The following is a 26,842-nucleotide window of genomic DNA, read 5'->3' as shown; positions in this document are numbered from 1 at the left end:
GCGGTCAGCTATTACAAGCTCGAAGTCGCCGGTCGGCTGATGTACGAGATCGATCCGGTCAACTGCGTCCGGGTCATCAACGGTGTCGATCAACTTGCCAGCGTCCGTCGCGACCTGGGTCTGTAACGGAAAGGTATCTCATGAAAAAGCTGAAACAACTTCCATCCTGGCTCACGGTCACCTCCGATAGTGCAACGGTCGTCCTCACTCGTCCAGCCGATATCAACGGCGAGAGGCTCGAGCAGTTGAGCCTACGCGCACCGACTTTGCGGGAAGTACGCGCCTCGGACGCGATAGGCGGCGATGACGCGGTATTGCGTGAAGTGACCTTGTTCGCCTCGCTGACTAATGCGGGCACCAAGGACATTGATGGTCTCACGTTGGTTGACTACGGACGGGTGCAGTCGGCCTATTCCCGCATACTTCAGGACAGTGGTATTCCTGAGAGGAAGGACGAAACACCTGGCTGGCTGGCCGTTGATCTTGAGCGGGCGCTGGTGACGTTGTCCAAACCCTGCGAGATCAAAGAGGTGAAGGTAGACCGCCTGACTCTGCGCGCACCCACGGTTCGCGACGTGCGCGCTGCAGCTTCCGCCTCCAATGGCGATGACGAACAGCGCGAGACCATCCTCCTGGCCAACCTTACTGAAACCGACATCAAGGATCTGGAGGGGCTCAAGCTGACGGACTACCAGCGGCTACAAGCCGCCTACTTTCGCCTGGTGCAGGATGACGGGGTTTAACGCCTCCCTGCAGAAGCGGGCCGCGAAACGCCTGGCTGCGGAGTTCTCCTTCGCGGCCAGCGAAATCGAGACCATGCCCTTTTCCACGATGATCTGGTGGCTCACGGACTGAGCCCCGCATCCCTGCCCGGAGTAATCCCATGGCAAATAACCTGGCGCTCGGCCTGGTCATCGGCGGCGTCGTCGGCTCCACCGTCGGCGCCGCCTTCAAGGATGTTGAAGGCCGTATCAAGAAACTCGGCGAAACCGGCACCAAGGCCCGCGTGCTGCAGAGCACCATCGGCGACACTATCCGCCTGCGGGACGAATGGAAAAAGGCCCACGACACCGGCGCCGCGTCAGCTGACGGCCTGCTGCGAAAGCTGGAAGGCAACCTCAAAACCCTGAAAGAGCAAGGTATTGAAGTTGGCAAACTGCGCAAGGAATACCAAGCCCTCGGCCAGGTAGCGCGTGGCGCGGAACTCAAGGCGCTGGGCCATACACAGATCCAGCAAGGCAAAGAGGGGATGAAGAACTCCCTCGGCAAAGCTGCGGCATTGACGGCATCGCTGGCGATTCCGACCAAGGTCTCCGGCGATTACCAGGCGCAGATCCGCCAGATGTCGTTGTGGGCCCACACGGCCGGTACCGACGATGAGGCCGAACTAGCAGCGAGCATCAGCAAGGTCGCGGCGGAGAAGGGCATGAGTCAGCAACTGCTGGCGAAGTCGGTCGGCGCCTTGATCGAAAAGGGCGTGGATTGGGATGTGGCCACCGCCTATGCCGGGCAGATCGCCGACCTGATCGACGGCCAGGGCATGGAGCCTGAAACCATCGCGACCCTGATCAACTCCTTCAAGGAGGCGGGGGTCAAGCAGGGGGATATGGCGGCGATGTTGGGCCAGGTTGCAGCGGCCGGTGACATTGGCGCGTTCGGTCCCAAGGAGATGGCGCGGTATCTGCCGTCCATGCTCGGCAACATCAAGCGCCTGGGCATGGAGGGCCCTGAGGCGGTGCGCTTCCTCGGTGCCAGCCTGCAGTCGCAGTTCTCGCAAACCCAGGATGCGGCGGCGGCGGCCACCAATATGGACAACTTGCTCAACGCCGTGATCAGCAGTACCAGCCAGGAACGGTTTGCCAAGGAAGGTTACGACCTGGCCGGCTCGATTCTCGCCGCGACCAAAAGCGGTAAGGCGGCGAACCCGGTTGATGCTTTTATCATGCTCAGCGAGCAGTTGATCAGAAAGCAGGACCCGGCCAAGGCCAAGAAAATCGAGGCGCTCAAGGTCAAGATCAAGGCGTCGGTGGATGGCAGTGCCGAAGAGGAGCAGGCCATGATCGCCCTGACCGAAGCTGCCGGGTTGGCGAACATCGTCAGCGATCAAAGCGCCAGTGCGGGTCTGCTCGCGCAGATCAAATATGGCGACAAGATCAAGGCGGATATGTCGACCATCAAGGACACGGATGGCAAGGCCAAGATTGAGGCCGACGCGGCGAAAGCGCGGGAGGCGTCCAACCGCAGGTGGCAGACAGCGACCAATGGCGTGGAAGCGTCGATGATCAGCATCGGTGATGCAATTCGACCGCTGACAGATATGGTCGCTGATGGGCTCGGAAAAGTGGGTTATGCACTGGCTGACCTTGGTGGAAAGTACAAACCGGTTGTTGCCGGCGCAGCCCTTTTAGCCGCTGGGCTCGTTACCTTGGGAGCGGTGGCGAGCGCGTACAAAATGGGTAAAGGCGCGTTGAACGTAGCACGTGGCTCGATGATGGGTAATCCCAATATTCCGCAAAAAGTCATCGTGACCAATATGCCGGTGGGGGGGCTTGATGGTGGCGGGCTTGATACCCAGGGCAAGAAAGGCCGTAGGGGGAAAGGCCGTAGGGGGCGAGGAGGCCGGTCAGCGATTGCTAATGTCGCATCGACGGCTCCCGTCGGAGCCGCTGCTAGCCGGTTTGCGCCCAAGGCCATGATGGGCAAAGGCCTCGGATTCGCCAAGGTCGGCGCACCCATGGCGCTGATCGAGGCGGGATTGATTGCAGCAGATACCTATCAGAACGCCGAGACCCGCGACGAGAAAGCCGAGGGCTACGGCAACGCAGCTGGAACCTTGGCCGGTACGCTGGCCGGTGCAGCGGCGGGTGCGGCGATTGGCTCGGTGGTTCCCGTGATTGGCACCGTTGTCGGCGGACTGATCGGCGGGTTTCTGGGTAGTTGGGGCGGCGGGGAGCTGGGGAGTGCAGTGGGCAAGGCTGCATTCGGCGGGCCGGATGCACCGATAGAACGTCTGGCTCAGCCCTCGCCCTTGCTTCTGCAGAAACCCAGTGGGCCGAGCATGTCACGGCTCGCTCAATTGGCGCCGACACCGGCCACCGGCCCTTTGATTGGAGATGTCGCTCGCTCGCTGGTGACGGCTCCACCAGCAGCGGCAGTGCCCGCATTGCTCAGTGCCGGCGCAGCAGCAAAACCCGACCCGGCTCGCGTCGAGCAGGCCTGGACGTTCGCCCCAACCATGCCGGTGACCGTGCAGGGCGACGTCAAGGATCCACGGCAACTGGCGCAGGAAATGATGCCGTACATGCGTCAGCTGTTCGAGGAGTTCAGCCGGGAGCAGGCGCGGCGCAATCTGTTTGATGCCCCTCACGTTTAAGGAATAGCCATGGCTTATATGGAGCAACTGCAATCCGGTTTCAAATCCCTGGTCCAGGCCGGGGAGGCTGGCCGGCATAGCATCGACGGCATGCTCGGTCCGGTGAACGGCGCCATTGGCGAAATCACCGGGGCGGCTGATGAGCTGTCCAGCATTCCTGGTGTGCCGCCGGGTGTTGGTGAAAAGTTGCAGCGGGTGATGCGTGGGATCGGTGCGGCGCAGTCCAAGGTCGGTGCGGTGTTGTCGACCTACAGCAAAACGACGCGTGCTATGTCGGCGATTGATGAGCGCCTGGGCACTTTGAAGGAACAGGCCGCTCGGGCCAGCACGGCAATCAACCAGATCGCCGGCAAGGTCAGTCCGAGCCTGGCGAACATCTTGCCCACCAGCGCCCTGGCGCCGAATGCCACGCCCTTGGCGGAGGCGGTCAAACCGTTCCCGCACTTGCTGATCCTGCAGCCGCTGCAAGCCAATGCCCAGGCGTTCTACTTTAACCTGGATACTGCGGCCTTCGACGAGCTGCGCCGACAGACGGAGTTCCGCTGGGCCTCGCAAGAGCGCCTTGGTCGTCGGCCGGCGCAGCAGGCGGTTGGTATTGGGGATGAGAAACTTAGTCTTAAGGGGGCGATTTTTCCCACATTTAAGGGTGGCCTCAAGCAGTTGGACACCCTGCGTTCCATTGGTGGCCTTCTGTTGCCGTTGAACCTGACCACGGGCTATGGTGTTGTTCTTGGCACCTGGTGTTTGCGCAGCGTTGAGGAGGAGCAGGGTGCTTTGCTGGCTGGCGGGATCCCGCGCAAGCAAACTTTTAGTTTGGAGTTCACACGTTATGGCGATGATATGCAGAGCGTCTGACGGTGACCTGCTGGATACGTTGTGCTACCAGCATTACGGGCACCTGAATGGCACTGTCGAGGCGGTGCTGGCGGCCAATCGATTGTTGGCGGATGAGCCACAGCCTTTGCGCACGGGGTTGCTGATCACCTTCCCAGATCTCCCTGAGCCTGTGGGCGAGCAGGTGCAGTTGTGGGATTGAACCTCGGAGAGAATCCATGAAACCCATCTTTCGAATTGTGGCTGATGGGGCAGACATCACTGCCCTGATCAATGACCGCCTCTTGCTGTTGCGTACGTTGGATAAGCCCGGCATGGAGTCGGATGAGTTCGAGTTGCGCATTGATGACCGCGACGGCGCCGTGTCCCTCCCCAAAAAAGGGGCAGCGATACAGATCTACCTGGGGTACGACAGCAAAGCGCTGACCCGCCAGGGCCGCTACACGGTCGATGACATCGAGGTTTCCGGCCCGCCTGATACCCTGGTCATTCGCGGCAAGGCCAGCGACATGCGAGGCAGCGGCAAGACCACTCGTAGTGGTAGTTGGGAAAATGTGCCGTTGTCCAGGATCGTCAGCGACATTGCCGCTCGCAACGGCTGGAGGCCTGAATGCACCGTCGCCACGCTGGTGCCTCGGGCTGATCAGTTGAACGAGTCAGACTTCAACTTCATCACCCGGCTCGCCAAGGATCACGACTGCACGGCCAAGGTCGCCGACAGCAAGCTGCTGGTGCTGCCTCGCCAAAGCGGACAGACCGCTAGTGGTAAGAACCTGCCGGCGATCACTATCCGACGCAGTGACGTCAGCCGCTGGCAATTCCGCTTCACCGACCGCACCACGCAGAAAGCCGTCAAGGCAAGGTACCAAGACAAAAAAACCGGCGAGCTGGTCAACCTGACTCTGGACAACGACGACGCCCCTGCAGGGCTGCCGCCCGTTCATACCGACCGGCATATCCATCCGAACAAATCCGCTGCAGAGCAGGCTGCCAAGGCTCGCCTCGCGGCATTCAACCGCTCGACCGCCGAGGTCCGGCTGGAGATGGTAGGGCGCACCGATCTGTTTGCAGAGCGGCAGATCAACGCGCAGGGCTTCAAGGAAGGTTTGGACGGCGAGTTTCTTGTCGACTCGGTGGAACAGGTATTCACCCAGTCCGGCTGGAGCACCACAGCGGAATGCAACGCAGGGAAGAAGGGTAAGGCCAAGGCGGCCGGTAAGAAAAAGAAGAAGTCCAAGGAGGTCAAAGTCCTGGAGCTTTAACTGGCCGTACCTGCTTCATCACCCGCCGCCATCGAGCGGTCTTTTTTTGCATGGGAAAAAGCGATGTCCATCACCGAGCAACAACTCCAACGCATTATGCCCAACGCCCGCCGCCAAGCGGGCGTTTTTGTATCCGCGCTAAACGCGGCCATGGCCAATCGCAATATCGACACACCCAAGCGTCAGGCAGCCTTCCTTGCCCAGATCGGCCACGAGTCCGGCCAACTGCAGTACGTACGCGAACTGGGGAGCGATCAATACCTCAGCAAGTACGACACCGGTCCGCTTGCTGCAAAGCTGGGGAACACCCCTGCTGCTGATGGTGACGGGCAGCGGTATCGCGGCCGTGGGCTGATCCAGATCACCGGCCACGACAACTATCTGCGCTGCAGCCTGGCGCTGTTCGGCGACGAGCGACTGCTGCGCACGCCGGAGCTGCTGGAACTACCGCAATGGGCGGCAGAGTCTGCAGCGTGGTTCTGGTCCGTGAACGGCTTGAACGTGCTCGCGGATCAAGACCAGTTCAACACCATTACCCGCCGAATCAATGGCGGGCTCAACGGCCTGGAAGATCGTCTGCAACTGTGGGTCAGGGCGAGGACCGTTTTATGCGTCTCGTCGACCTGATACCCGCGCAGTTCCGCATCGCTGCCATTGCATTGCTGCTGGTGGTCTTGGCCGCGGGCTCTGCTGCATTAGCCTGGACCGTTCAAGGCTGGCGTTGCGGCGAGCAATTGGAACGCCAGGCCCGACTGCATTCGGACACCCTCAAAGAGTTGTCCCTGGCCTCTGCAACCCTGCAACGTAACGAGCAGGACAAGCGCTTTGCCCTTGAGCAGCGCTTGCAGAACAAAGATGAAATTCACCACAAGGAATTGATCGATGAGCAAACCAAGCAGGCTCGTCTGCGTGATCGCCTGGCTACTGATGATCTGCGGCTGTCAGTCATTCTCGCCGCCACCGACACAACCGGCAGCTGCTCAGTGCCAGCCACCACCGCCGCCGGCAGCATGGTTCATGGCACCACAAGAGCCCAACTTGACCCAGCGCATGCTCAACGAATTATCGGAATCACCGATGCCGGCGACCAAGGATTGATCGCCCTGCGGGCCTGTCAGGCCTACGCAAAAGAAGTCTCAACACCGAAGTAAAAGGAGCGGCCGGGCAGGATGCGTCAACATCCAACCCGGCCACCTTCCCCGCAGATCGTCCCTGCAAGTCCAGCCAAGGCTCCTGCTTCGTGCACAAAGCGGAGCGAGCCTAGCACTGTTTATCTATACAGCAAAGGTCTTGCTTTTACATGTCCACACCCATCATCCCTTGGATGGGCGGCAAACGCCGCCTGGCCGATCGTCTTATCCCGCTCTTCCCACCCCACGAATGCTACGTCGAAGTCTTTGCCGGCGGCGCCGCGCTCTACTTCATGCGTCCCCAGGCTGCACCGGTTGAAGTCCTCAACGACATTAACGGCGACCTGGTGACGCTGTACCGCGTCGTGCAGAACCATCTGGAAGAATTTGTGCGCCAGTTTAAATGGGCGCTTAGTTCTCGCCAGGTGTTCGAGTGGCAGAAGATGACCCGCCCGGAAACTCTCACCGACATCCAGCGCGCCGCCCGATTCTTTTACCTGCAGCACCATGCCTTCGCCGGCAAAGTAACGGGGCAAACGTTTGGTACTGCAACGACCGGTCCGGCCATCAACCTGCTGCGGATCGAGGAGAGCCTCTCGGCCGCCTGGCAGCGGCTCTCTGGCACCTACGTTGAAAACCTGCCCTGGTTGGACTGCGCTGAACGCTACGATCGTGCGCACACCTTCCATTACATGGATCCGCCTTACTGGCAGACGGCGGGTTATGGCGTGGATTTTCCCTTTGACAATTACGAGCGCATGGCGGATTTCATGCGGCGCTGCAAGGGAAAGGTCATGGTCAGCATCAATGACCATCCGGATATTCGGCATGTATTTGATGGATTTCACTTCGAAACCGTCGACATTCGGTACTGCAATACAAATCAGCGACAGCAGAAAGCAGAGGTCAGTGCCGAGTTGGTGATCATGAACTGGGAGCCCGCAGCATTGGGTGGCTTGTTCTGACCGTAGCAGCCTATAACGCTGTGGAAAATGGGTGTTGATTTAGGCGGTGGTATACCGAGCTCGAGTGAAGCGCGCCGCTGTCTCTGGTGGTGGCGCGCTGGGATCGCTGAACTAAAGTTGCAGCTGTTGCTCGTATTGCCGTCTTTCAATCTTACATTGGGTAGCGTATGGATAAGCAGCTCGCAGGTCTTTCATTTCTGCTAACCCTGGTGTGGATCTCCGCAGTCGCCTTTGTTATGTGGTACCTCAGTTGATTGTACCGGCTCGATCAGTTCTGGCCCTTGATTTCTGACGTTTCCTACAGCTTTACCTAAGGGAAACCATTCAAACTCTTCCGTGGGTTGGCACAGCTCCTTTGCAATTTCCTCCGCTCGCGAGGGTGTTATGGTTGGGGCAAGCCATTCGTTGGCATTCTCTGGCGTCAGCACCAAAGGGCGCCGGTCGTGGATATCGACCATGCCCTGATCGCTTGGGGCGGTCATGCATTACAAACCCGTCGCCCTCGTGAGGCTCCAACCCATGATTGACCTAGGCAAGCGCGCCGAAGAATATCGGACGCCGGCTCTTCAGACGGATGAGGTACGGCTGCTTCTTGTTCCGGTCAGTGCGTCGATCTTTATTGGTCAAAAAACGATATTTTTTAAAACTATCTGGTTAACTGCTTTTTAATGTGGTTCAAGTGAGTAGTGTTGTCTATTGACCTCTCTTTTCGCAAGGGTATTTAGCGGGTTTTTTGGGGGGGTTGACACCTATATGGTTTTATTTTCTGCAGGTTTCGATAGCAATTACTACGTTTAGGCGAGTTTTTTCACTTTTATCCAGATTCCATTTTCTTCAGTTTTTTTCAAACTTGTAATGAGTTTTCAGTGTTTTTATTGATCGTACGAAGTATATTTTAGTAGCTTTCGTGGCTTTTTTTTCGTCAAAAAATATCTCCCGGGGGGCTGGTAGCTGTATAAAAAGTATTATTAAATTAGACGCTTTAGGTAAAATGTCGAAATCTAATTGATTTTTATTTTAACTTGGAGTTACGCTTTGTATAGTAAAGAAGAGTTTGTTGAAGGTTGTGCATTTGTAAATCGCATGTATGTCCCTAGAATTGTAGGGACTTGTCTCTGTGGTGCGGTGATCGTTTCGACTAACTATTCGAAGATGTCACCTCTGTTGCTGACACTGCTCGCTTTGAATAGTTTAATTTGGGCGCATGCGGCTAGGAGAATTGCCCTTTCTTCAGCGCAACCTTTTAAATTGGAAAAATTAAATTTTTTATTTGATTCTATTTTTTGTGGTTTTTGGATCGCTATAATTCAATTTAAGCCACTTCCATCTGTAGTTATTTTTTCGATGGTCGCAATGAATAATATTGCTGTAGGAGGTCCGAAGTTTTTTGTCCAAGGTTTACTTTCTAAATTGCTCGGTGCTTTCGCAGTATTGATCTTTTTTGGTGTTTCCTATGGTGGCAACTCTGAGTCTGATGTTTTGGTATGTCTTCCCGTATTAATAGTTTATCCACTTATTCTCGGGTTGGCTTTTTATAAGATTTCTTCTGAGTTAAAGAAAAGTAAGCATATGCTTAGAGAATTGAGCAATGTTGATGCTCTAACAGGATTGCTTAATAGAAGATGTTGGAATGAGCTGGTTTCTGCTAGTATGAGTCGACACGATTTAATAAGTGAGTCAGTATTAGTGATTTTGGATGTTGATAGATTCAAGTGTGTGAACGATATTTATGGGCATTCTTCTGGCGATAAGGTGTTGTGTATTTTAGGCGATATTTTAAGTGCAAGGCTTAGGGGGGGGGATTTAATATGTCGATATGGTGGGGATGAGTTTTGTGTCTTGATTACTAAGGTTTCTATTCAAGAAGCGAGTTCTAGGATGCTGCAGATCTGTGATGCTTTTGCAGATAGAGTGAGCTGTGTTTTTCCGGAGGCCAAAGCTACATTGAGTGTTGGAGTCGCACTCTGGAATCCAAGTGTAGTAAATGTTGAATGTTGGCTTTCCCTAGCTGATAATAATCTTTATAAAGCGAAAAATAGTGGAAGAAATAAAGTTGTATGTGGTAATGTTTAAACTTTTTTTCAAAAGTTGATGATGCGTATTTGCTCCATTGATTACTGCTCAATACTAAGTGTGAGAACAATACGCCGCATGCTGCTCCTTGTATTTGAGAAGTATTTGGTGAATGCTTTTCGGGCTCTGCATGATGTAATCGCCGTTTTGATCTACCGCTAGTAGAGAGCCATATTAGTTATTCCTCATCCCGTTTAAGACTAGATTTTAGTTTTGCAGATCCAATGCATTCAGAACTGAATCTGCCAGGCCAAATATCTTCTTACAGCCTTATAGTCATCAGCTAATTTAGATTTTAGACAGTGCTGAGAATATCGCTGACGACAGCTTGGTTCGAATTTAGCCAAGCCGGTTCTATATCCGGGCGTTGAATCAGGAATCCTTGTATGCATTGACCTCCTGCGTACCGGGCGGCTGCCAACTCTTCAGTATTTTCAATTCCTTCGATAACTACACATGGAGTGTAGTCATGACATACTTTTGTGAAATGTCTTAAAAGATCTGGTGAGTAATGCGGGTCTCTAGAACGTAAAAGTATAGAACGGTCAATTTTTATTATGTCCGGTCGAATTTTGGCTAGATAATGAATGGAAGTGTTGCCCGCTCCGAAGTCATCGATGGCTATTCCGACTCCGCACTCTCTTAAGTCTGAAATTATTTTTAAAGATTTATCTAGGTCGTGAAAATTGCTGGTTTCTGTGATTTCAATTGTAAGCCTCTTTGCAATGTTTCGGTTCTTGTTTAAATACTCAATTATTAAGTTCCAATGGTGGTCAGGACTTATAGTTGAAGCTGAAACATTGCATCCTAGGTATTGGGTGGGATGACTCTTCAGTAAGGATATGATTGACCATATTACACTAAAATCTAAGCGTGAAATCAAGCCGGTGCGTTCAAGCGCCTCAATTGAATTTGGCCAAGAGCATATGTCTTGGGTTTGCGGTGAATACCTGCGGAGTAAGGCCTCGTTATAGAGTACGATGTTATCCTGTGGTGAACTTATCAAAACTACTGGTTGGAATGCTAATATGAGGTTTCCGCTGCGTAATTCATCCAGTATTGAGGATGCTGCTAATATATCTATTTGTGATGGGGAGGTTTTTCGATTGCTGTGAATTAGAATGCTAGTATCTGAGTTGTTATATGGTTCGGTAAGGTTGTTATTTTTTAGTGGGTATTCTTTAACTAGCAGTTTTAGATAGGCCTGGCCTTCTGAACAAGTCACTGGCTCACATTCAATGTGCGCATGTATGAGTTCAATAAGTTTTTTTTGTTCTAGGGGGAATTCGTCTGAATCTATCAGTGATCCAGATGTACGAATTATAAAGGTGCCCTCTGAATATGCCGTGACCCCAGGGAAAACCCCTAGTTTTAACAGGCGCGATATTACGCTATTTCTTAAGAGGTCGGAAAATTTTGGACCAAAGACTTCGTTCAGTTCATGATAGTTTTTTATTTCAACTAAAATCGCACATGTCGTATGTGAGCTTGAAGAAACCGGTGATTCGTACATATTTCCCCCCCTTGGAACTGATCATGAAAAAGCTCGTCTTATGACGTCGTCGAAAGAAAATTTCTACTTGGAGCCACCGCGCGAAATTTCGTGCTTTGAGGTTGGAGAAGCAGGACAAAAGGGGTCCTATCTGGGATGCTGCAAAAAAGTAAAAATGATGCTGCCAAGTAGCCATTACGAGGGAGAGTTGAAGGGTGCATGGAGGCTCACCTAAAGGGACCCCTTTTTGTCAAATCTGGAGAATGTCTCGACCAAGGCAAGCTATTTTTAGCTTCTACCTACCGTTTGGGGACCCGGTAGGCATTCGGCCAGAGCGTTCCTCCATTCGAGATCCTCATGGAATCCACAGTAATTGGTCGGAAAATCGGATACGCTCGTGTGTCAACCGACGAACAGAACCTTGACTTACAGATTCAGGCTTTGAAATGCGCAGGCTGTGAGCTGATTTATACAGATAGCGGAATCTCTGGAGGTGTCCGTGCTAGGCCGGGCTTGGATAAAGCTTTGAAGCGGTTGAGGGCGGGGGATATGTTGGTTGTTTGGCGGTTGGACCGTTTAGGCAGGTCGCTAGTTCATCTTGTGCATCTGCTAGAAAATCTGGGGAATCGTCACATCCGTTTCAAGTCTATCTGTGAGTACATAGATACCTCCTCATCGGGAGGGAGGCTTGTATTTCACATGATGGCTGCGCTAGCCGAATTTGAGCGTTCTCTGATTAGCGAGCGTACTTTAGCGGGTATGGCCGCAGCCCGGGCGCGAGGAAAACATTTAGGTAGGCAGCCATCTCTCAATGCAGATCAGTGTAGAGAAGCGAAATTACTTCTGAATAAGGGAGTCAACATTCGGAACGTTGCTGATCAATTCAAAGTTACACCTAGGACATTGATACGACTCGTTCAGCGATTCCACGAGCCATGCCAGCGAGGCTAAATTCGGCAGACTTTCCTCAAATCATGCGGTCTGCACGCCTGCCGTTCTTTCCCTGTGGCGGAACTTGATGAGCATTCAAGGCCACAGTGTGGTTGAAGTGGCATCGTGGTCTTGAAATTCGGCGAACTAGAGCGACATTTGGGCAAGTATTGGCCGCAAAGGGCCGCTGATATTGGGGATAAACACCGTATTTCATGGCTCGAAGCGGCTTAGGGTGACATGAGAGGGGGGCGAATTCCTATCCTGAATCGTTGAACCGAAGGCTTGATAGGACTTGCCGGAGGGCTACCCGTCTTTAGGCGATGAAGCTTATAAAATCCGTTCCGCGATCAAAATAGAACCTCCCGATTTCAGGACTCCAGTGAATCGCCCCGGATTCTCTAGACACCTTGCAAGCTAATTGGCATGCGTCTATAAAAGCTCGATTGGTATCAACAAAGCCGAGCTGGTTGAGATCGATAAACTACTGGACGAGGTTGCCAGGGCGCTCTTTTTCCCTGTGCTCCACTGATCTCATCGCGCACCCAGCATAATGAACTCAGCCATAGGAGCATGGAAACACGCATCAATTGCCTGATCCCGCTCCGGGATTACTGTATCTGGTACCTACCCAAGCGTAAGGCCTTGTGGTATCACTGACTTCAAATAGCAATTTGTAGGTGAGATCAATGAGGGTATTTGGCCTAGCGATACTCATCCCCACCTGCCTCATAAGCCATTTCATGTGCGCGGGCGACACTGCAATAGCTACAGCCTCAAGTTTCACGCTTTATCTGAGCGCCGTCATGCTCTACATGTATCTGTCGATCTGCTTAGCGCTCCTACACCCCGGCCCTCCCTCCAGACTTCTTTTTGTAAACTTACTCGCAGGATGGACCATATTCGGGTGGTTCAAAGCCTACCGTTTGGCACTTGAGGAGCTGCGACAGCACGATCTGAACGCCCTTGAGCGTTCAGATCCAGAGTATTGATTTTTGGCACTTTTTTGATCCCGGCCTGTCAACCTTGCATCATCGCTACGTGAGTACACGATCATGCACGACTGGAAGAGGATTTCGCTTGCTCAACGCCTCGAGAGCAGCCTGCCCGGGCACCAGATAGATTGCGTTCTGATCAATGGATGGACAGCTACTGTTTTCGTCAGGCAGCCAGAGCTTGGAGCAATGTTTTGCACGACAGGTATCAACCTGGTCGAGCTTGAAGACAGGACGAGTATAAATCACTCGCCGAGGAGTTAGTTTTTGAGTTCGACATGAGTAAAGGAGGAAGGGCTGAATAGGCCCATCCTGTTAAGTCACTCAACTGTGATCTCTAAGAAAACACCCTCCCTGTAAAAATCCAGAGCAATTATTTGATTGAGTAATTGAAGCTCATGATCCTGCCTTCGTGGGCATGGCTCAGATATTGCCCCCGCCCCGCTCCTAAAAAAACATCAGGCAGAACGAGTAGACAAACGTCCAATCGCTCAGATTCTATAATATGCCTGCTCTATCAATGGCCATCTAAAACGATTCATCATGTACTTTTCAACCTCGCCCTAGACTGTCTATGATAGTTGATCGCTACCATGGGACTCTCGTATGGATACGTTAAGCCAATCTGAGATTGAAGCAGCGCTCACAAAACGTCTGCCCAATTGTGTGATTTCATCCAGGATTGAGTGCGACAAGATGCTTTCGATAACATTGAAATGCGCCGAAGCGGATGAATTAACGGTTACGAATATTGATCGCCGCAGGTATCACGGTGAAGCTGGAGTCAGAAAGCTGGTGCGGGAAATTCTTGAGGAGATAGTTGTGATAAGGCGGATGTCTCAAGCCAACATATCGAAAAGGATGAGGCTGACAAAATCTGAAGGACAGTGAATTGGTTGCAAGTTAGAAAATCACCGGATATGAGTATTTCCCAATGCTAATAGAGCCAAACTATTATTAGATTTTGCGTACGGTGTAGGCGTCGAAGATGCTTGATCATGGAGCCCGATTTGAAGGTTGTCGTTTTCAAAGGTGGGTCGCTCTGAGGCGCTCCCACCGAATGAGATCATATAACTGTGCTCGCTAGAAACTCGCCCGCTTTGCGAACAAGCTTCCTCCACTCCTCCTCTGTTATAAGGCCGGCACACTCCATCTCATCGGCTCTCGTAAGCAATTTAAAATACTTGTCCTCGACGTCCTGTTCATTTACAGCCTGATATAAAAGATCCCTCCAGGCTTTTATAGCCGAACGACGAATTTCGTCACGCATTTTAGCACCTGGTGATTTTCACTAGATGACGCCGGTGGCTCAAGATACTCACTGAGACCACGGTAGGTATGACGCATAATGGCGCAATGACATCACAGCGTATTTCAAAATTTTTAGCGGGGGGAGGTCGTGGCGTGGAGTTCGCAGGGTTGAATCGCCCCGGATTCTCTAGAGGCCTTGCAAGTAATCACAAGGGATGGGCCGAATCCTTTCGAGAAAACAACCAGCATAGAAGCGGCAGTGATGAGTGGGTTAGGGCAAAATTAGGGCAAATTGAGGGCCGCCATATACCGCAGGACGCCATGAGCGAAGGACTAAAGCGCCGTATTCTCTAGCCACAGGCGGCCTGCTGGTATGCAAGAAGGGGTTCGAATCCCTATCTCTCCGCCATATTTAAAAAGCCCCGAGCGCTTAACCGCCTCGGGGCTTTTTTGTGTTTGGGGAAATGCCTTCTCTTTCGCGCCCCCCAAGCACCCGCCAATATCCGTAAATAGCCTAATACGAGAAACGCGGTGACGCCTGGAGAGCCCAGATCCGTCGCAACGGATAGAGGCGAGAAGGTTTCCGGCTGTCAGAGATTGAGTTATCGACGCTTCCCTTGCCGTCGTTTAATGGCTCCGAACGCCTTGATGCAGATTCCCGGTGCTGATCTCCGGGAATAGCGGTCATCGCTTACCCCCATTAAACGAAAAAGCCCGCCGAGCTCAACACCCAGCAGGCTTTTCAGTGACTACGTTCCCGGTCAGGCAGGCTGCGCTGCCAAGCTATTGCTCACATTCCGCCCCAGCACCAGCACCGTCACAAAACCCACGCCTACCAATGCGGTCGCGAGGCTCAACAGCACGGCGCTGCCCATCTGGTCGACGATCCGTCCGCCGAAGAACGAGCCCAGCGCAATAATCACCTGGAACAACGCGACGAACAGCGGCATGCCACGCTCCACATCCTTGGGCGCTACGACAAACATCCAGATACTGGCGCAGGCCGGGAAGGCGCCGAAGGCGAAGCCCCAGAGTGCGATCAGCATGGCGGCGCCGGTCAGGCCGGTGGCGAAGTAGGGGAACAGGGCGGTGCTGGTGCCGATCATCAGCGCGACCAGCAGTAGGGTGTAGCGCACGCTGCGGTTGGCGGCGAAACCGGCAAAAATGTTACCTGCTACACCGGCCACGCCAAACATCAGCAGCAGCGAGCCGATGGTCGGACCATCGAAGCCGGAGCTGTTCTTGAAGAAAGGCGCGACGTAGGTGTACGCGGCAAAGTGTGCAAGACCGATCAGCAATACCGCGATCAAACCGACCCGAGCCCGTGGATTGATGAACAACGCCGGCAGGTCGCTGACAAGAATGGGTTTTTCCGGCTTGAGTATGGGGAGCAGGAGGACCTGTGCCAGCAGCACCGGTAAGCCCAGCAACGCGGTGACCAGGAAAGTCATGCGCCAGCCCATCAAGCCACTTAGCCATGTGCCTACGGGCACGCCGAGTACGGTGGCCAGTGTCACGCCCATCATGATGATCGAGGTGGCCTTCGCGACATCCACGCCTTTGGGTGCCAGGCGGCCGCTGAGGGCGATGGCTGTGGCCCAGAAACCGCCGATGCTGATACCCAGCAATACGCGACCGAATAGCAGAAGGCTGAAATCACTGGCGAAGGCCACCACCATGTTGGCGATGATCATGATCAGCGTCAGGCCGATCAGCAGATAACGGCGGTCCATGGCGCCAATGATCACCGACAGCAGGGGGGCGGCGAGCGCGGCCATGATGCCGGGTAGGGTGACCATCAGGCCGGCGTGACCGGCACTGATGCTCAGGTCCGCAGCGACATCGTTGAGTACGCCCACTGGCAGAAACTCGCTGGTCACCAAGGCAAAGGCGCCCACGGCGACTGAGAGAATCGCCAGCCACTGCTGTTTGACGCTCTGTTGATTATGTTCGGGAAGGCCGCGAGGGGCCTGGCTGGCACTTGGCATAGTGTTGGGTTCCAGGGTGAACGTCGCCCGAAGCCAGGCGAGGGGGAGGGAATTAGGAAGCGATTATAGGAATCAGTGCTGAAAATCGAGCAGGCGCTCGTTTCGATAGTAATCATCAGTGCTATCGATGCGACGCTCTAGCACGCACTGCATGACCGATGCACCTTTCGCACGGACTTGCAAAACGTTGCCTACAGGCAGCGCATTGCAGTGGCTCCTGCAGTTTATTACGTTGTGATAGCGCACTCGATCAGGCGCTAACCACTGCAAAGGAATTGCATCATGAGCAAGAACACGAAAAAAACCTCCGGCAAGATAGCTATCCTGGCGGCCGATACCCTCAATAATCCAGACGCTTCGGTCATTGCCAAAAGCCTTGCCGCTTCAGCGTTGGCTCAGCGCAGTACCGAGAAGCAGACAAGCGCTGTGCTGGAGGAGAAGGCGGCGAAAGTGCTTCAAAGCGACCAGTACAGTGAGGCTGCAAAATCCCTTGCGGCCTCGGTTCTCTCCCAAGCCAATAAAGAACGGGGACGCTGAGTAAAAGGTTCCCTGTTGTTCTGGCTTGACCACTCCCTTCAGAGAGGCGTTCATCCACTTTTAGAAGCGTGCGCGCCGTGGTCAGCCAGGCGCGCTGTCAGGCTCTGAATAAACACGGTTTCCGCGCGGCTCATCTTCTGCTCTCGATTCCACAGTAGGTGAATGTCCACGTCCGTTATTCCCTCATCCGGCGGTAACCGCCAGAGCAGCCCGTTTTTCACATCATCCGCGACCACATGGATCGGCAGGCAGCCCAGGCCGAAGCCGGCGATCACCAAACGCCGCACTTCTTCCAGGCTTGAAGACGACGCCACAATCCGCCCACTGAACCCTTGCTGGTCGCGGAAAATCGTCAACGGTGAGAGCATCCCGCCAATCTGGTCGCTGGTAAAACTGACGAAGTTTTCCGATTGCAGGTCCCCCTCCGCCAAACCGATGCGCCCGAACAGCGGATGGTGTCGCCCACAAAAAAACGCATAACGCTGGCGCAGGAACAGGTGTTGTTCCAGACGTGGCTGTGGCCGACGGTTAAGGCTCAGGCCCAGCGTCGCGGTTTTTTCCAGGAGCGCGGCGACGATGTCCGAACTGCGCATCACCTCGACTTCCAGGTCTACCCGAGGGTGTTCACGATGAAAGTCCGCCAGGTATTCATCGAAGGTGTCCGAGTTGATCCGGCTGATCATCAGCAATCGCACTTTGCCGATCACTTCATCACCGGGTTTTTGCAGGGCGTTACTCATCTGCGACACCTGGCCATACATCTCGCCGGCGATGGCGAAGATCTGCTCACCGGCCTCCGTCAGCACAAAGCGTGGACCCCGGCGAACGATGAGTTGGCAATCGAGTTGTTCTTCCAGCCGCTTGAGTGCCTGGCTGATCGCCGGTTGGGTCAAGTGCAGACGGGCGGCGGCGCGGCTGATGCTCAGCTCCTGGCCGATCACGCGGAACGTGCGCAGCAGGTTCCAGTCCAGGCGGTCGTTGAGCAAAGGGTGAATGTCGCGGCGGGCGTCGGGCATGGTGAAGCTCGATAATAAGCAGGATTTATAATTGGAATAATAAATAGAAAATTGACTAATCATAGCCCCAAGACGATAAATCACCCTCAACAAGCGCCATCAGAGCGCATGCGTTCGACCTTTCTCCTGCCAAAAAAATAACCAAAGGAGCCAGCCCCATGAAGCCTTCCGCTTCGCCCCAGCCTCGCCGTGCTGCGGCCGCCGCTTTTATCGGCACCATGATCGAGTGGTACGACTTTTACATCTACGCCACCGCCGCGGCGCTGGTGTTTGGCCAACTGTTTTTCCCTTCTGACGACAAGCTCTTTAGCACCATGGCTGCGTTCGGCACCTTTGCCGTGGGTTTCTTTGCGCGGCCGTTGGGCGGCATTGTGTTCGGGCACATCGGTGACCGGATTGGCCGCAAAAAATCCCTGGTGATTACCCTGGTGATGATGGGCGTGGTTACCGTGTGTATCGGTCTGCTACCGACCTACGCGCAGATCGGTGCCGCTGCGCCAGTACTGCTGGTCCTGCTCCGCGTGGTGCAGGGTATTGCCGTCGGCGGTGAGTGGGGCGGCGCGGTGCTGATGGCGGGCGAGCATGCGCCCAAAGGCCGGCGCAACTTCTTTGCTTCCTTCGCGCAATTGGGCAGCCCGGCTGGGTTGATCCTGTCACTGTTGGCGTTCAGTGCGGTAACCCGCCTGCCGGAAGACGAGCTATTGAGCTGGGGCTGGCGCGTGCCGTTCCTGGCCAGTGCGTTGCTGTTGGTGGTCGGCCTGGCGATTCGCCTGGGCGTGAACGAGTCGCCGGAGTTTCTTGAAGACAAAGCCCTGGCGGAAAAAGCGCGGGCGATCAAGAAAGACCAGGCGCCCGTCATTGAAGTGCTGCGAACCGCCTGGCGTCCGCTGCTGCTGTGCATCGGTGCCAACACCCTGGGCATCGCTGGCGTGTATTTCACCAACACCTTCATGATCGCCTACAGCACTCAGCAACTGGGCCTGCCGCGCTCGTTGATTCTGGAGTGCCTGTTCTTTGTCGCGATCATCCAGTTCTGCGTCCAGCCGCTGGCTGCCTGGGTGGCGGAGAAGGTCGGTGCCACGCGTTTCCTGTGCGCGATGACCGTATTGGCCATGGCTTCGCCTTACCCCATGTTCGTCCTGGTCAGCAGCGGCCAGGCGCCTTTGATCATCCTCGGCATCGCCCTGGCAGTGGTGTGCATGGCGTCGTTTTATGCCGTGATCGCCGGCTTCGTCAGCGGCCTCTTTGAAACCCGCGTGCGTTACACCGCGATTTCCCTGGCGTACCAGGTGTGCGGCGCCCTGGCGGGTGGCCTTACGCCATTGATCGGAACCTGGCTGGCCCACGAATACCAAGGCCAATGGTGGCCAATGGCAGTGTTTTACAGCTTGATCGCGGCGGTCTCGCTGGTGTGTGTGCTGGCGTTGTCGCGCCGCCATGCCTCCGCGCACCGTCTTGAAATGGCCCATAGCGTTTGAGGGAGTGACAGTAATGTTGAAGATCAACGGCGAGCGCCTGTGGGCCAGCCTGATGGCCATGGCCGAGATTGGCGCGACGGCGCGCGGTGGCAGTTGCCGCCTGGCTTTGAGCGGCGAAGACCAAGCCGGTCGCGAACTGTTCAGCCACTGGTGCACGGCCGCCGGGTTGAGCCTGAGCGTGGATGCCATCGGCAATCTGTTCGCCCGCCGTGCCGGTACGGACAAGGACGCGGCACCGGTGATGATGGGCAGTCACCTCGACACACAACCCGAGGGCGGCCGCTTCGACGGTGTCTACGGTGTATTGGCGGGTCTGGAGGTGATTCGCAGCCTGGACGATCACGGGATCCAGACACGCAAACCACTGGAAATTGCGGTATGGACCAACGAGGAGGGCGCCCGTTTTACACCCGCCATGCTCGGTTCGGCGGTATTCACCGGCACCCTGGCGCTGGACAAGGCCCTGGCCACTGCCGACGTCGATGGTATCAGCGTGGCCGAGGCCTTGCGTGCAACTGGCTACAACGGTTCACGCCCACTGGGTGGCGCGGTGGATGCGTATTTCGAAGCGCATATCGAACAGGGCCCGATCCTTGAAGACAATGCCAAGAGCATCGGTGTGGTCACCGGTGGACAGGCAATTCGCTGGCTGGATGTGCGCGTCGAAGGTATGGCTGCCCACGCCGGCACTACGCCGATGCCGCTGCGTAAAGACGCGTTGTATGGCGCCGCACAAATGATCCAGGCGCTGGAGAAACTGGCGGCGGATTTTGCCCCGGAAGGCCTGACCACTGTAGGTGAATTAAGCATCGCCAAATCGTCGCGCAACACCATCCCTGGTCTGCTGAATTTCACCGTCGATTTGCGTCATCACCGCGACGACGATATCGACGCCATGGAACAACAGGTGCGCCGACAGTTGCAGGCCATCGCCGAGCAACGCGGACTGTCCGTGACCGTCAGCCCACACTGGATCAGCCCGGCCACGCCCTTCGACGCCGACTGCGTCACCTGCGTACAAGCCGCCGTGGATGGCCTGGGTTACAGCCAGCAACTCATCGTCAGCGGTGCCGGTCACGACGCCATCCACCTGGCGCGCTATTGCCCGACGGCGATGATCTTCATCCCTTGCGTCGGCGGCCTCAGTCACAACGAAGCCGAAGACGTGTTGCCCGAGGACGTGCGCCAGGGCACCGACGTATTGCTCAATGCCGTGTTGAAGCGCGCCGGCCAGGTTCAGTAAGGAGATTTTTCATGCGTACGTTTTTTCATCCCGAACAACTTCTGCATCATCCGCGCAGCTACTACTCCCGTGGCCAGATGCGTACGCCGCAGGAGGTCCCCGAGCGTGCCCGTCATCTGCTGTTGGCGGCACACACCTTGGGTTTTGATATCCAGCAGCCGCAGGACTACGGCCTCGATCCACTGCTGGCGGTACACGGTGCGCCTTACCTGGCATTTCTGCAGGAGGCCCACCAACGTTGGCAGGAAATCCCCGAAGACTGGGGCGACGAAGTCATGTCCAATATCTTCGTGCGCGAGCCCAACGCCCTGCGCGGCATCCTTGCCCAGGCTGCGCGCTACCTGGCGGATGGCAGTTGCCCGATCGGCGAACTGACGTGGCGCTCGGCCTACTGGTCGGCCCAGAGCGCCGTTGCTGCCGCCAAGGACATTCTTGAGGGCGCCCCGGCGGCCTACGCGCTCTGTCGTCCACCGGGACATCATGCTCGTTACGATGCAGCGGGGGGATTCTGTTACATCAACAACGCTGCCGTAGCAGCGCAGGTATTGCGCCAAGGTTTCCAGCGCGTCGCCGTGCTCGACACCGACATGCACCACGGCCAAGGCATCCAAGAGATTTTCTACGACCGTGACGACGTGCTTTACGTCTCGATTCACGGTGACCCCACCAATTTCTACCCTGGCGTTGCCGGCTTCGTCGAAGAGCGCGGTAACGCAGCAGGCCAAGGCTTCAACCTCAACCTGCCGATGCCCCACGGTGCCAGTGAGGCCGTGTTCTTCGAAAAACTGGAACTGGCTTTGGCGGCGGTGAAGAACTTCTCGGCAGAGGTGCTGGTGCTGTCACTGGGTTTCGATATCTACGAGCTGGACCCGCAGAGCAAAGTCGCAGTAACGCGCGAGGGGTTCGCGCGGTTGGGTGAGTGCATTCGCAGGTTGGGATTGCCCTGTGTGATCGTGCAGGAGGGTGGGTATCACCTGGAGACGCTGGATAGCAATGCGCAGGCGTTTTTTAATGGGCCGCAGGTTTGGCAGCGGCTTTAACCTGTTTGCACCGACTCGACGCCGGGGTGATTTACGGTAAGGGTTCACGGGGAGGCGGGTAGCAGGGGTATTACGACAAGCTGATCCCGGCATGCATGGCGCCCCATCGGCTCCCGTACGATAATGCCCGCTACCTCGACCACATTGGCCCTCACGTGATCATCAACTTCGACCTCAACGACCTCCAAGCCTTTCGCGCCGTGGTAGACAAGGGCAGTTTTCGCGGTGCCGCCGAAGCCATCCGGATTTCGCAGCCGGCCCTCAGCCGGCGTATCGAAAAGCTTGAGACCGCCCTGGATGTGAAGCTGTTCGAACGCACCACGCGGCGCGTCAGCCTGACCATGGTCGGCCGTGCCTTCCTGCCTAAGGTCGAGCGCATGCTCGACGATCTCGATCTCGCGCTCATGGGCATCAGCAATGTCGCGTCCACACGCATGGGCAATGTCACCATCGCCTGCGTGCCGTCGACGGCGTACTACTTCATGCCCCACGTGATCTCCGAATTCCACAAGCTGTATCCAAAGATTCGCCTGCGGGTGCTGGATGCCAGTGCCGGTGAAGTGTGCAATGCCGTGGAAAGTGGCGAGGCAGATTTCGGCGTGAGTTTCAGCGGCAGCCTGGCCGATGACGTGGAGTTCGAACTGCTGCTGCAGGAGCGCTACGTGCTGGCCTGTCGCCGCGATCACCCACTGGCACAGCGCGACAGCGTGCCCTGGTCCGAGGCCTATGAACACGACTACATCACCGTGGACAAGACCTCCGGCAACCGCTTCCTGCTCGATCAGGCCTTGCGCGGCGTACGGGTGAAAAAGCCGAGTATCTGCGAGACGCACCACGTGACCACCATGATTGGGCTGGTGGAGGCGGGGCTGGGAGTGGCGATGGTGCCGTCGATTGCGATGCCGGCGGTCGAGCACCCGATTCTGGTGAGTGTGCCGCTGGTGGAGCCTCAGGTGATGCGCAATGTGGGGTTGATCAAACGCCGCGGGCGGACCTTGCCGCCAGCGGCGCTGGAGTTGGAGCGGTTGGTGCGGGAGATGCCGTTTCGGTCAGGGTGACACCGAGTCCAGGCCGGTGGCTTGTACCACCGGTTGCGCCTGGGGCGACGCCAGATACTGCAACAACGCCTTGGCCTGCTCCGGGTGTTCGGCGTTGAGCGGAATGCCCGCCGCGAAGCGCGTCACCGATTGCACGTCTTCCGGAATCTTGCCGACGTAGGTCACACCCGGCACCGGCAACAGTTCCGCGACCTGCTGCAAGCCCACCTCGTAGTCGCCCTTGGCCACCTGCTCGGCCACCGGCAGGCGTTCGATCATGGTGCCTTTGGCCGGCATGCCGAGCTTCTTGAACAGCTCCTTCTCGACATACACACCGCTGGCGCTGTCCGAGTAAGCCACGGATTTGGCCTTGCTCAGCACGGCTTTCAGCTCGGCGTCAGTACCGATCGCAGGTTTGACCGCGCCGGCCTTCACCACCAGGCCGATACGCGAGTCCGCCAGTTCCACACGGGAGGCCGGGTCGACCTTGCCTTGTTTGATCAGCTCATCCAGGGCGTAACCGACCATGATCACCACGTCGGCGTGTTCGCCACGGGCCAGGCGGTTGGGAATTGCTTCCGGCGCCTTGCCCATGGACGGACCCAAAATGGTTTCGAGGCTGTCGCCGCTTTGCTTGGCGTACTGCGGGCCGAGCACTTTATACGCGGCGGTGAAGCCACCGGAGGTCATCACTTTGAGCTGTTCGGCCTGGACCGACAGCGACAGGACGCCAAGGGCCAGCGCCGATAGGGTTTTATATAACGCCGTCATTACGCCGCCCCCTGCATGACTTGTCCGCGAGCATTGGCGCGACGATACAACGCCAGGGTCGAGCACAGTGCACACGCTGCGGCGAACATCATCCAGTAGGCCGGCGAGGCTTTGTCTTCGGTGATGTGGATGAACCAGGTAGAGATCGCCGGGGTAAAACCACCGAAAATCGCGGTGGCCAGGCTGTAGGCCAGGGAGAAACCCGCCACGCGCACTTCCACCGGCATGATTTCGGTAAGCGCCGGGATCATTGCGCCGTTGTACAGGCCGTAGAGGAAGGAGAACCACAGCAGGGTTTCCAGCATATGGGCAAAGCTCGGTGCATTTACCACGTAGGACAGCGCTGGATAAGCGGTCAGAACCGTCAGCACGGTCATGGCGATCAGCACCGGCTTGCGGCCGAAACGGTCGCTGAGGGTGCCACCGATCGGCAGCCAGATAAAGTTCGACACTGCCACCAGCAGGGTCACTAACAGAGCGTCGGACGTGCTCAATTGCAGCACGGTCTTGCCGAAGGTCGGCGCATACACCGTGATCAGGTAGAACGCGGTAGTGGTCATGGCCACCATCAGCATGCCGCCAATCACCACGGTCCAGTTCTTCACCAGGGTCGCCAGCACTTCGCGCATGGTCGGGCGATGCTTGCGGTTGGCGAACTCTTCGGTTTCCTGCAGGCTGCGACGCAGGATGAAGATGAACGGAATGATCACGCAGCCGATGGCGAACGGAATGCGCCAGCCCCAATCCGCTACCACGGCGGGTTCCATCCACACGTTCAGGCCATAACCCAGCGCGGCGGCGACCACGATGGAGATCTGTTGGCTGCCCGATTGCCAGCTGGTGTAGAAGCCTTTGCGGCCGGGCGTGGCCATTTCGGACAGGTACACCGACACACCGCCCAGTTCAGCGCCGGCCGAGAAGCCTTGCAACAGGCGACCGAGCAGCACCAGCAAAGGCGCCCACAGGCCGATGGTGTGATAGCTGGGGACCAGCACGATCAGCAGCGTGCCGCTGGCCATGATCGACAGCGTCACGATCAACCCTTTGCGGCGACCGACGTCATCGATGTAGGCCCCTAGGATGATCGCGCCCAACGGACGCATCAGGAAGCCTGCACCGAACACGGCGAAGGTCATCATTAATGACGCAAACTCATTAGCGGCAGGGAAGAATGCGGCAGCGATGTAGGTGGCGTAAAAACCGAACAGGAAGAAGTCGAATTGTTCGAGGAAGTTGCCCGAAGTAACGCGGAATACCGCACCCACTTTCGAGCGGGCAGAGTCGGGTCGGGTAGGGCTAGTCATGGTTTTGTGTCTCCAGCGTTCTTTTTAAAGTGCTTGTTTCGCCTAAGACCGAGAATAGTGGCTGACACATTTAGAAATGATAAGTGACAAATTTGGATGCATTGATGTGTCTTCGCTATCAATCGGTAATAGATCAACAACGCATTCGCTGTTCTATGCTGAAGGTTTGACCAAGTCTTACGGACGGGAGGTGGCGATGACTGACCAACAGAAGCAACGGGATGAGCGGGAGCGTGAGCAGACCCGGCAGCGGGAGGAAGAAAAACCGCAGACCTGGAAACATCCCGATGATGGGACAGAGCTTTCCGAGCGGGATCAGGAGCGTCCACTCAAGCCGTAGTCCCAGGTTAGATAGGGTCAAACTGTGGGAGCGGGCTTGCTGGCGAACGCTGTGCGTCAGTCAACCAATGTGTTGGCGGGCCCACCGCTTTCGCGAGCAAGCCCGCTCCCACATGTGTGATGTGCGCTATCGGGGTGGGAAACTATTTGACATATTTGATTTGTGATCACATATTGAGGCCATAAGAACGACAACACAGGTTTTGCCTCATGACAGATGGTCCGCTTCTCCTGCCCACCCTGCGCCAGGTGTCCCGCGATACCTTGCAAGACCAGGTCTACCGCCAGATCCGCGAAGCCTTGATGAGTGGCCGTTTCCAACCCGGCCAGAAGCTCACCATCCGCGGCCTCGCCGAAGCCCTCGGTTCCAGTCCCATGCCGGTGCGTGAAGCCCTGCAGCGCCTCAGCGCCGAAAACGCTTTTGAAGTCACCGAGACCTCCCGTCTGCGCGTCCGCTTGATGACGGTCGAACGCCTGCGGGAAATTCGCGATGCCCGGGTCGCCCTCGAAGGGCTGCTGGCGGAAAAAGCCGTGCTGCTCCTGCAAAAGGCCGACCTCGATGAAATCACTGACCTGTGCCAGCAAATGCAGCACGCCGCCGACGAAGTCGACGTGTCCCGCTACCTGTGGACCAACTTTGCCTTTCACCGGCGCATCTACGCCGTGGCCCAGGCCGAGTTGACCATGGCCGCCGTGGAAAACTTCTGGCTGCACATGGGCCCGTGCTTTGCGCTGGTCGCCCCGGATAAAGCTCACCTGCAACGCTCGATGGAGGCGCACACGCGCATTGTCGAAGCCCTGGCTGCCCGCGATGGCGGGGGGGCGCGCGCAGCGGTGACCGATGACATCATGCAGGCCGCCGACTCCCTCGCGCGCCTGCTCGTCAAGAACGACCGTTCGCGGTCGTCTGTTTCAGGAGGTAAACGTGCATGAGTGTCCTACAACGGCTGCAGCCCTATCCTGGGTTACGTGTGTTGATTTCCGGCGGGGCTGCCGGCATTGGTGAAGTGCTGGCGGCGGCGTATCTGGAAGCCGGTGCCCAGGTGCATGTGTGTGATGTGAGCGAGTCGGCCCTGGCGGTGTTTCGCGACAAATACCCAGGCACCGTCGCCACCCGCGCCGATGTCAGCGACGCCGCGCAGATCGAGGCGGTGTTCAAGGTGCAGCGCGAGCATTTCGGTGGCCTCGATGTGTTGGTCAACAACGCCGGGATCGCCGGGCCCACCGGCGGGATCGATGCGATCAGCGACGCCGAGTGGCAAGCCACCATCAACATCAATCTCACCGCGCAATACCGGTTTGCCCACCACGCAGTGCCGATGCTCAAGGAATCGTCCCACGGCCATCTGCTGCATATCGCCTCGGTGGCGGGGCGCTTGGGTTACGCGTGGCGCACGCCCTATGCGGCAACCAAATGGGCGATCGTCGGCTTGATGAAATCCCTGGCTTCGGAGCTGGGCGAGAGCGATATCCGCGTCAACGCCTTGCTGCCCGGCATCGTCGAAGGCCCGCGCATGGACGGCGTGATCCGTGCGCGTGCCGAACAGGTCGGCGTGCCCGAAGCCGAGATGCGCCAGGAATACCTCAACAAGATTTCCCTCAAGCGCATGGTCACCGCCGAAGACGTGGCAGCCATGGCCTTGTTTCTCTGTTCGCCCGCCGCACGCAACGTGACCGGTCAGGCGATCAGCGTCGACGGTAACGTCGAGTACCTGTAAGCCACGCAAGACCACATCGCGCAATACCCAGGATTTTTTTCATAAGAATAAAAGTCGGAGATTCGT

The 26,842-nt window shown here is 56.4% G+C and carries 25 protein-coding genes and 2 pseudogenes; 21 read left to right on the top strand and 6 right to left on the bottom strand.

From position 1 onward, the window contains the following. The 10 genes and pseudogenes from BMZ57_RS26145 to BMZ57_RS26105 all read left to right on the top strand — a co-directional run. A partial coding sequence (locus BMZ57_RS26145) for a phage major tail tube protein (protein ID WP_175497156.1) occupies window positions 1-126 on the top strand: 126 nt, incomplete at its 5' end. A gap of 14 nt (window positions 127-140) precedes the next feature. Beyond that, window positions 141-413 (top strand): annotated as a pseudogene (locus BMZ57_RS29890) (phage tail assembly protein); the annotation flags it as partial. 24 nt (window positions 414-437) lie between these two features. Continuing rightward, complete coding sequence (locus BMZ57_RS29885; protein WP_254775570.1) at window positions 438-743, top strand: phage tail assembly protein; 306 nt, start codon at window positions 438-440, stop codon at window positions 741-743. A 140-nt stretch (window positions 744-883) separates the two neighbouring features. After that, entirely contained in the window at window positions 884-3,373 is a 2,490-nt protein-coding gene (locus tag BMZ57_RS26135) for a phage tail tape measure protein (protein ID WP_074900716.1), read from the top strand. A gap of 9 nt (window positions 3,374-3,382) precedes the next feature. Then, window positions 3,383-4,228: a phage tail protein gene (locus tag BMZ57_RS26130; RefSeq protein ID WP_074900713.1), complete on the top strand. Its 846-nt coding sequence runs from the start codon at window positions 3,383-3,385 to the stop codon at window positions 4,226-4,228. Further along, a complete protein-coding gene (locus BMZ57_RS26125) occupies window positions 4,203-4,409 on the top strand; it encodes a tail protein X (RefSeq protein ID WP_074900709.1) in 207 nt (68 codons plus the stop codon). Before BMZ57_RS26130 ends, BMZ57_RS26125 begins: the two co-directional genes overlap by 26 nt. Before the next feature lie 16 nt (window positions 4,410-4,425). Further along, complete coding sequence (locus BMZ57_RS26120; RefSeq protein WP_074900706.1) at window positions 4,426-5,469, top strand: phage late control D family protein; 1,044 nt, start codon at window positions 4,426-4,428, stop codon at window positions 5,467-5,469. Window positions 5,470-5,532: 63 nt separating this feature from the next. After that, window positions 5,533-6,096, top strand: coding sequence for a glycoside hydrolase family 19 protein (locus BMZ57_RS26115; protein WP_069673316.1), 564 nt, complete (start codon window positions 5,533-5,535; stop codon window positions 6,094-6,096). After that, complete coding sequence (locus tag BMZ57_RS26110; RefSeq protein WP_069673315.1) at window positions 6,078-6,620, top strand: lysis system spanin subunit; 543 nt, start codon at window positions 6,078-6,080, stop codon at window positions 6,618-6,620. The genes BMZ57_RS26115 and BMZ57_RS26110 overlap by 19 nt, the downstream gene beginning before the upstream one ends. Window positions 6,621-6,769: 149 nt before the next feature. Next, window positions 6,770-7,564 (top strand): DNA adenine methylase, encoded by a 795-nt coding sequence (locus BMZ57_RS26105; RefSeq protein WP_069673314.1) that lies wholly within the window; start codon window positions 6,770-6,772, stop codon window positions 7,562-7,564. Window positions 7,565-7,764: 200 nt separating this feature from the next. Here the strand turns inward: BMZ57_RS26105 and BMZ57_RS26100 are convergent. Then, window positions 7,765-8,167 (bottom strand): annotated as a pseudogene (locus BMZ57_RS26100) (SOS response-associated peptidase family protein); the annotation flags it as partial. 432 nt (window positions 8,168-8,599) lie between these two features. Here BMZ57_RS26100 and BMZ57_RS26090 point away from each other — a divergent pair. Then, complete coding sequence (locus BMZ57_RS26090; RefSeq protein ID WP_139136485.1) at window positions 8,600-9,637, top strand: diguanylate cyclase; 1,038 nt, start codon at window positions 8,600-8,602, stop codon at window positions 9,635-9,637. 295 nt (window positions 9,638-9,932) lie between these two features. On the opposite strand, the gene BMZ57_RS26085 is transcribed toward BMZ57_RS26090, so the two are convergent. Continuing rightward, a complete protein-coding gene (locus tag BMZ57_RS26085; RefSeq protein WP_083266270.1) occupies window positions 9,933-11,150 on the bottom strand; it encodes an EAL domain-containing protein in 1,218 nt (405 codons plus the stop codon). Between the two features lie 336 nt (window positions 11,151-11,486). On the opposite strand from BMZ57_RS26085, the gene BMZ57_RS26080 reads away from it, so the two are divergent. Beyond that, window positions 11,487-12,080, top strand: coding sequence for a recombinase family protein (locus tag BMZ57_RS26080; protein ID WP_074900695.1), 594 nt, complete (start codon window positions 11,487-11,489; stop codon window positions 12,078-12,080). 1,580 nt (window positions 12,081-13,660) lie between these two features. Further along, complete coding sequence (locus BMZ57_RS26070) at window positions 13,661-13,945, top strand: hypothetical protein (protein ID WP_069673311.1); 285 nt, start codon at window positions 13,661-13,663, stop codon at window positions 13,943-13,945. Between the two features lie 1,121 nt (window positions 13,946-15,066). Here the strand turns inward: BMZ57_RS26070 and BMZ57_RS26060 are convergent. Continuing rightward, window positions 15,067-16,293 (bottom strand): MFS transporter, encoded by a 1,227-nt coding sequence (locus BMZ57_RS26060; RefSeq protein ID WP_010212190.1) that lies wholly within the window; start codon window positions 16,291-16,293, stop codon window positions 15,067-15,069. Between the two features lie 282 nt (window positions 16,294-16,575). On the opposite strand from BMZ57_RS26060, the gene BMZ57_RS26055 reads away from it, so the two are divergent. Next, a complete protein-coding gene (locus tag BMZ57_RS26055; RefSeq protein WP_069673309.1) occupies window positions 16,576-16,830 on the top strand; it encodes a hypothetical protein in 255 nt (84 codons plus the stop codon). Window positions 16,831-16,880: 50 nt separating this feature from the next. Here the strand turns inward: BMZ57_RS26055 and BMZ57_RS26050 are convergent, their stop codons facing one another. Further along, window positions 16,881-17,846 (bottom strand): LysR family transcriptional regulator, encoded by a 966-nt coding sequence (locus BMZ57_RS26050; RefSeq protein WP_010212188.1) that lies wholly within the window; start codon window positions 17,844-17,846, stop codon window positions 16,881-16,883. A 158-nt stretch (window positions 17,847-18,004) separates the two neighbouring features. On the opposite strand from BMZ57_RS26050, the gene BMZ57_RS26045 reads away from it, so the two are divergent. The 4 genes from BMZ57_RS26045 to BMZ57_RS26030 all read left to right on the top strand — a co-directional run bounded on the left by BMZ57_RS26045 (window position 18,005) and on the right by BMZ57_RS26030 (window position 22,665). After that, window positions 18,005-19,324 (top strand): MFS transporter, encoded by a 1,320-nt coding sequence (locus BMZ57_RS26045; protein ID WP_010212187.1) that lies wholly within the window; start codon window positions 18,005-18,007, stop codon window positions 19,322-19,324. Window positions 19,325-19,337: 13 nt separating this feature from the next. Beyond that, a complete protein-coding gene (locus BMZ57_RS26040; protein WP_069673308.1) occupies window positions 19,338-20,567 on the top strand; it encodes a Zn-dependent hydrolase in 1,230 nt (409 codons plus the stop codon). An 11-nt stretch (window positions 20,568-20,578) separates the two neighbouring features. Next, a complete protein-coding gene (locus tag BMZ57_RS26035) occupies window positions 20,579-21,607 on the top strand; it encodes a histone deacetylase family protein (protein WP_069673307.1) in 1,029 nt (342 codons plus the stop codon). Window positions 21,608-21,762: 155 nt separating this feature from the next. Continuing rightward, window positions 21,763-22,665, top strand: a complete 903-nt coding sequence (locus BMZ57_RS26030) for a LysR family transcriptional regulator (protein ID WP_010212183.1) — start codon at window positions 21,763-21,765, stop codon at window positions 22,663-22,665. Here the strand turns inward: BMZ57_RS26030 and BMZ57_RS26025 are convergent. Both BMZ57_RS26025 and BMZ57_RS26020 read right to left on the bottom strand, forming a co-directional pair. Continuing rightward, the gene (locus tag BMZ57_RS26025; RefSeq protein WP_069673306.1) at window positions 22,657-23,415 is read right to left on the bottom strand and encodes a substrate-binding domain-containing protein; all 759 of its coding nucleotides are present in this window, start codon (window positions 23,413-23,415) and stop codon (window positions 22,657-22,659) included. The two genes, BMZ57_RS26030 and BMZ57_RS26025, sit on opposite strands and share 9 nt — an antisense overlap. Then, the gene (locus tag BMZ57_RS26020; protein WP_021491026.1) at window positions 23,415-24,719 is read right to left on the bottom strand and encodes an MFS transporter; all 1,305 of its coding nucleotides are present in this window, start codon (window positions 24,717-24,719) and stop codon (window positions 23,415-23,417) included. The genes BMZ57_RS26025 and BMZ57_RS26020 overlap by 1 nt, the downstream gene beginning before the upstream one ends. Before the next feature lie 196 nt (window positions 24,720-24,915). Between BMZ57_RS26020 and BMZ57_RS29625 the strand changes: the two genes are divergently transcribed. The 3 genes from BMZ57_RS29625 to BMZ57_RS26010 all read left to right on the top strand — a co-directional run bounded on the left by BMZ57_RS29625 (window position 24,916) and on the right by BMZ57_RS26010 (window position 26,776). Continuing rightward, complete coding sequence (locus BMZ57_RS29625; protein WP_010212178.1) at window positions 24,916-25,059, top strand: hypothetical protein; 144 nt, start codon at window positions 24,916-24,918, stop codon at window positions 25,057-25,059. A gap of 209 nt (window positions 25,060-25,268) precedes the next feature. Then, a complete protein-coding gene (locus BMZ57_RS26015; RefSeq protein WP_010212177.1) occupies window positions 25,269-25,991 on the top strand; it encodes a GntR family transcriptional regulator in 723 nt (240 codons plus the stop codon). After that, window positions 25,988-26,776, top strand: coding sequence for an SDR family oxidoreductase (locus BMZ57_RS26010; protein ID WP_010212176.1), 789 nt, complete (start codon window positions 25,988-25,990; stop codon window positions 26,774-26,776). The genes BMZ57_RS26015 and BMZ57_RS26010 overlap by 4 nt, the downstream gene beginning before the upstream one ends. The last annotated feature ends 66 nt before the right edge of the window (window positions 26,777-26,842 follow it).

This window comes from Pseudomonas simiae (genome assembly GCF_900111895.1).
GTDB lineage: Bacteria > Pseudomonadota > Gammaproteobacteria > Pseudomonadales > Pseudomonadaceae > Aquipseudomonas > Aquipseudomonas simiae.
Note: the sequence above shows the minus strand (reverse complement) of the source record. Positions and strands in the feature narration are given on the sequence as shown.

Coding starts and splice junctions, on each gene's coding strand:
- BMZ57_RS26040 (WP_069673308.1), top strand. CDS start 19,338: ATGTTGAAGATCAACGGCGAGCGCCTGTGGGCCAGCCTGATGGCCATG.
- BMZ57_RS26085 (WP_083266270.1), bottom strand. CDS start 11,150: ATGTACGAATCACCGGTTTCTTCAAGCTCACATACGACATGTGCGATT.
- BMZ57_RS26105 (WP_069673314.1), top strand. CDS start 6,770: ATGTCCACACCCATCATCCCTTGGATGGGCGGCAAACGCCGCCTGGCC.
- BMZ57_RS26135 (WP_074900716.1), top strand. CDS start 884: ATGGCAAATAACCTGGCGCTCGGCCTGGTCATCGGCGGCGTCGTCGGC.
- BMZ57_RS26045 (WP_010212187.1), top strand. CDS start 18,005: ATGAAGCCTTCCGCTTCGCCCCAGCCTCGCCGTGCTGCGGCCGCCGCT.
- BMZ57_RS26035 (WP_069673307.1), top strand. CDS start 20,579: ATGCGTACGTTTTTTCATCCCGAACAACTTCTGCATCATCCGCGCAGC.
- BMZ57_RS26050 (WP_010212188.1), bottom strand. CDS start 17,846: ATGCCCGACGCCCGCCGCGACATTCACCCTTTGCTCAACGACCGCCTG.
- BMZ57_RS26060 (WP_010212190.1), bottom strand. CDS start 16,293: ATGCCAAGTGCCAGCCAGGCCCCTCGCGGCCTTCCCGAACATAATCAA.
- BMZ57_RS26070 (WP_069673311.1), top strand. CDS start 13,661: ATGGATACGTTAAGCCAATCTGAGATTGAAGCAGCGCTCACAAAACGT.
- BMZ57_RS26015 (WP_010212177.1), top strand. CDS start 25,269: ATGACAGATGGTCCGCTTCTCCTGCCCACCCTGCGCCAGGTGTCCCGC.
- BMZ57_RS26010 (WP_010212176.1), top strand. CDS start 25,988: ATGAGTGTCCTACAACGGCTGCAGCCCTATCCTGGGTTACGTGTGTTG.
- BMZ57_RS26125 (WP_074900709.1), top strand. CDS start 4,203: ATGGCGATGATATGCAGAGCGTCTGACGGTGACCTGCTGGATACGTTG.
- BMZ57_RS26120 (WP_074900706.1), top strand. CDS start 4,426: ATGAAACCCATCTTTCGAATTGTGGCTGATGGGGCAGACATCACTGCC.
- BMZ57_RS26110 (WP_069673315.1), top strand. CDS start 6,078: ATGCGTCTCGTCGACCTGATACCCGCGCAGTTCCGCATCGCTGCCATT.
- BMZ57_RS26080 (WP_074900695.1), top strand. CDS start 11,487: ATGGAATCCACAGTAATTGGTCGGAAAATCGGATACGCTCGTGTGTCA.
- BMZ57_RS26130 (WP_074900713.1), top strand. CDS start 3,383: ATGGCTTATATGGAGCAACTGCAATCCGGTTTCAAATCCCTGGTCCAG.
- BMZ57_RS29625 (WP_010212178.1), top strand. CDS start 24,916: ATGACTGACCAACAGAAGCAACGGGATGAGCGGGAGCGTGAGCAGACC.
- BMZ57_RS26115 (WP_069673316.1), top strand. CDS start 5,533: ATGTCCATCACCGAGCAACAACTCCAACGCATTATGCCCAACGCCCGC.
- BMZ57_RS26025 (WP_069673306.1), bottom strand. CDS start 23,415: ATGACGGCGTTATATAAAACCCTATCGGCGCTGGCCCTTGGCGTCCTG.
- BMZ57_RS26055 (WP_069673309.1), top strand. CDS start 16,576: ATGAGCAAGAACACGAAAAAAACCTCCGGCAAGATAGCTATCCTGGCG.
- BMZ57_RS26020 (WP_021491026.1), bottom strand. CDS start 24,719: ATGACTAGCCCTACCCGACCCGACTCTGCCCGCTCGAAAGTGGGTGCG.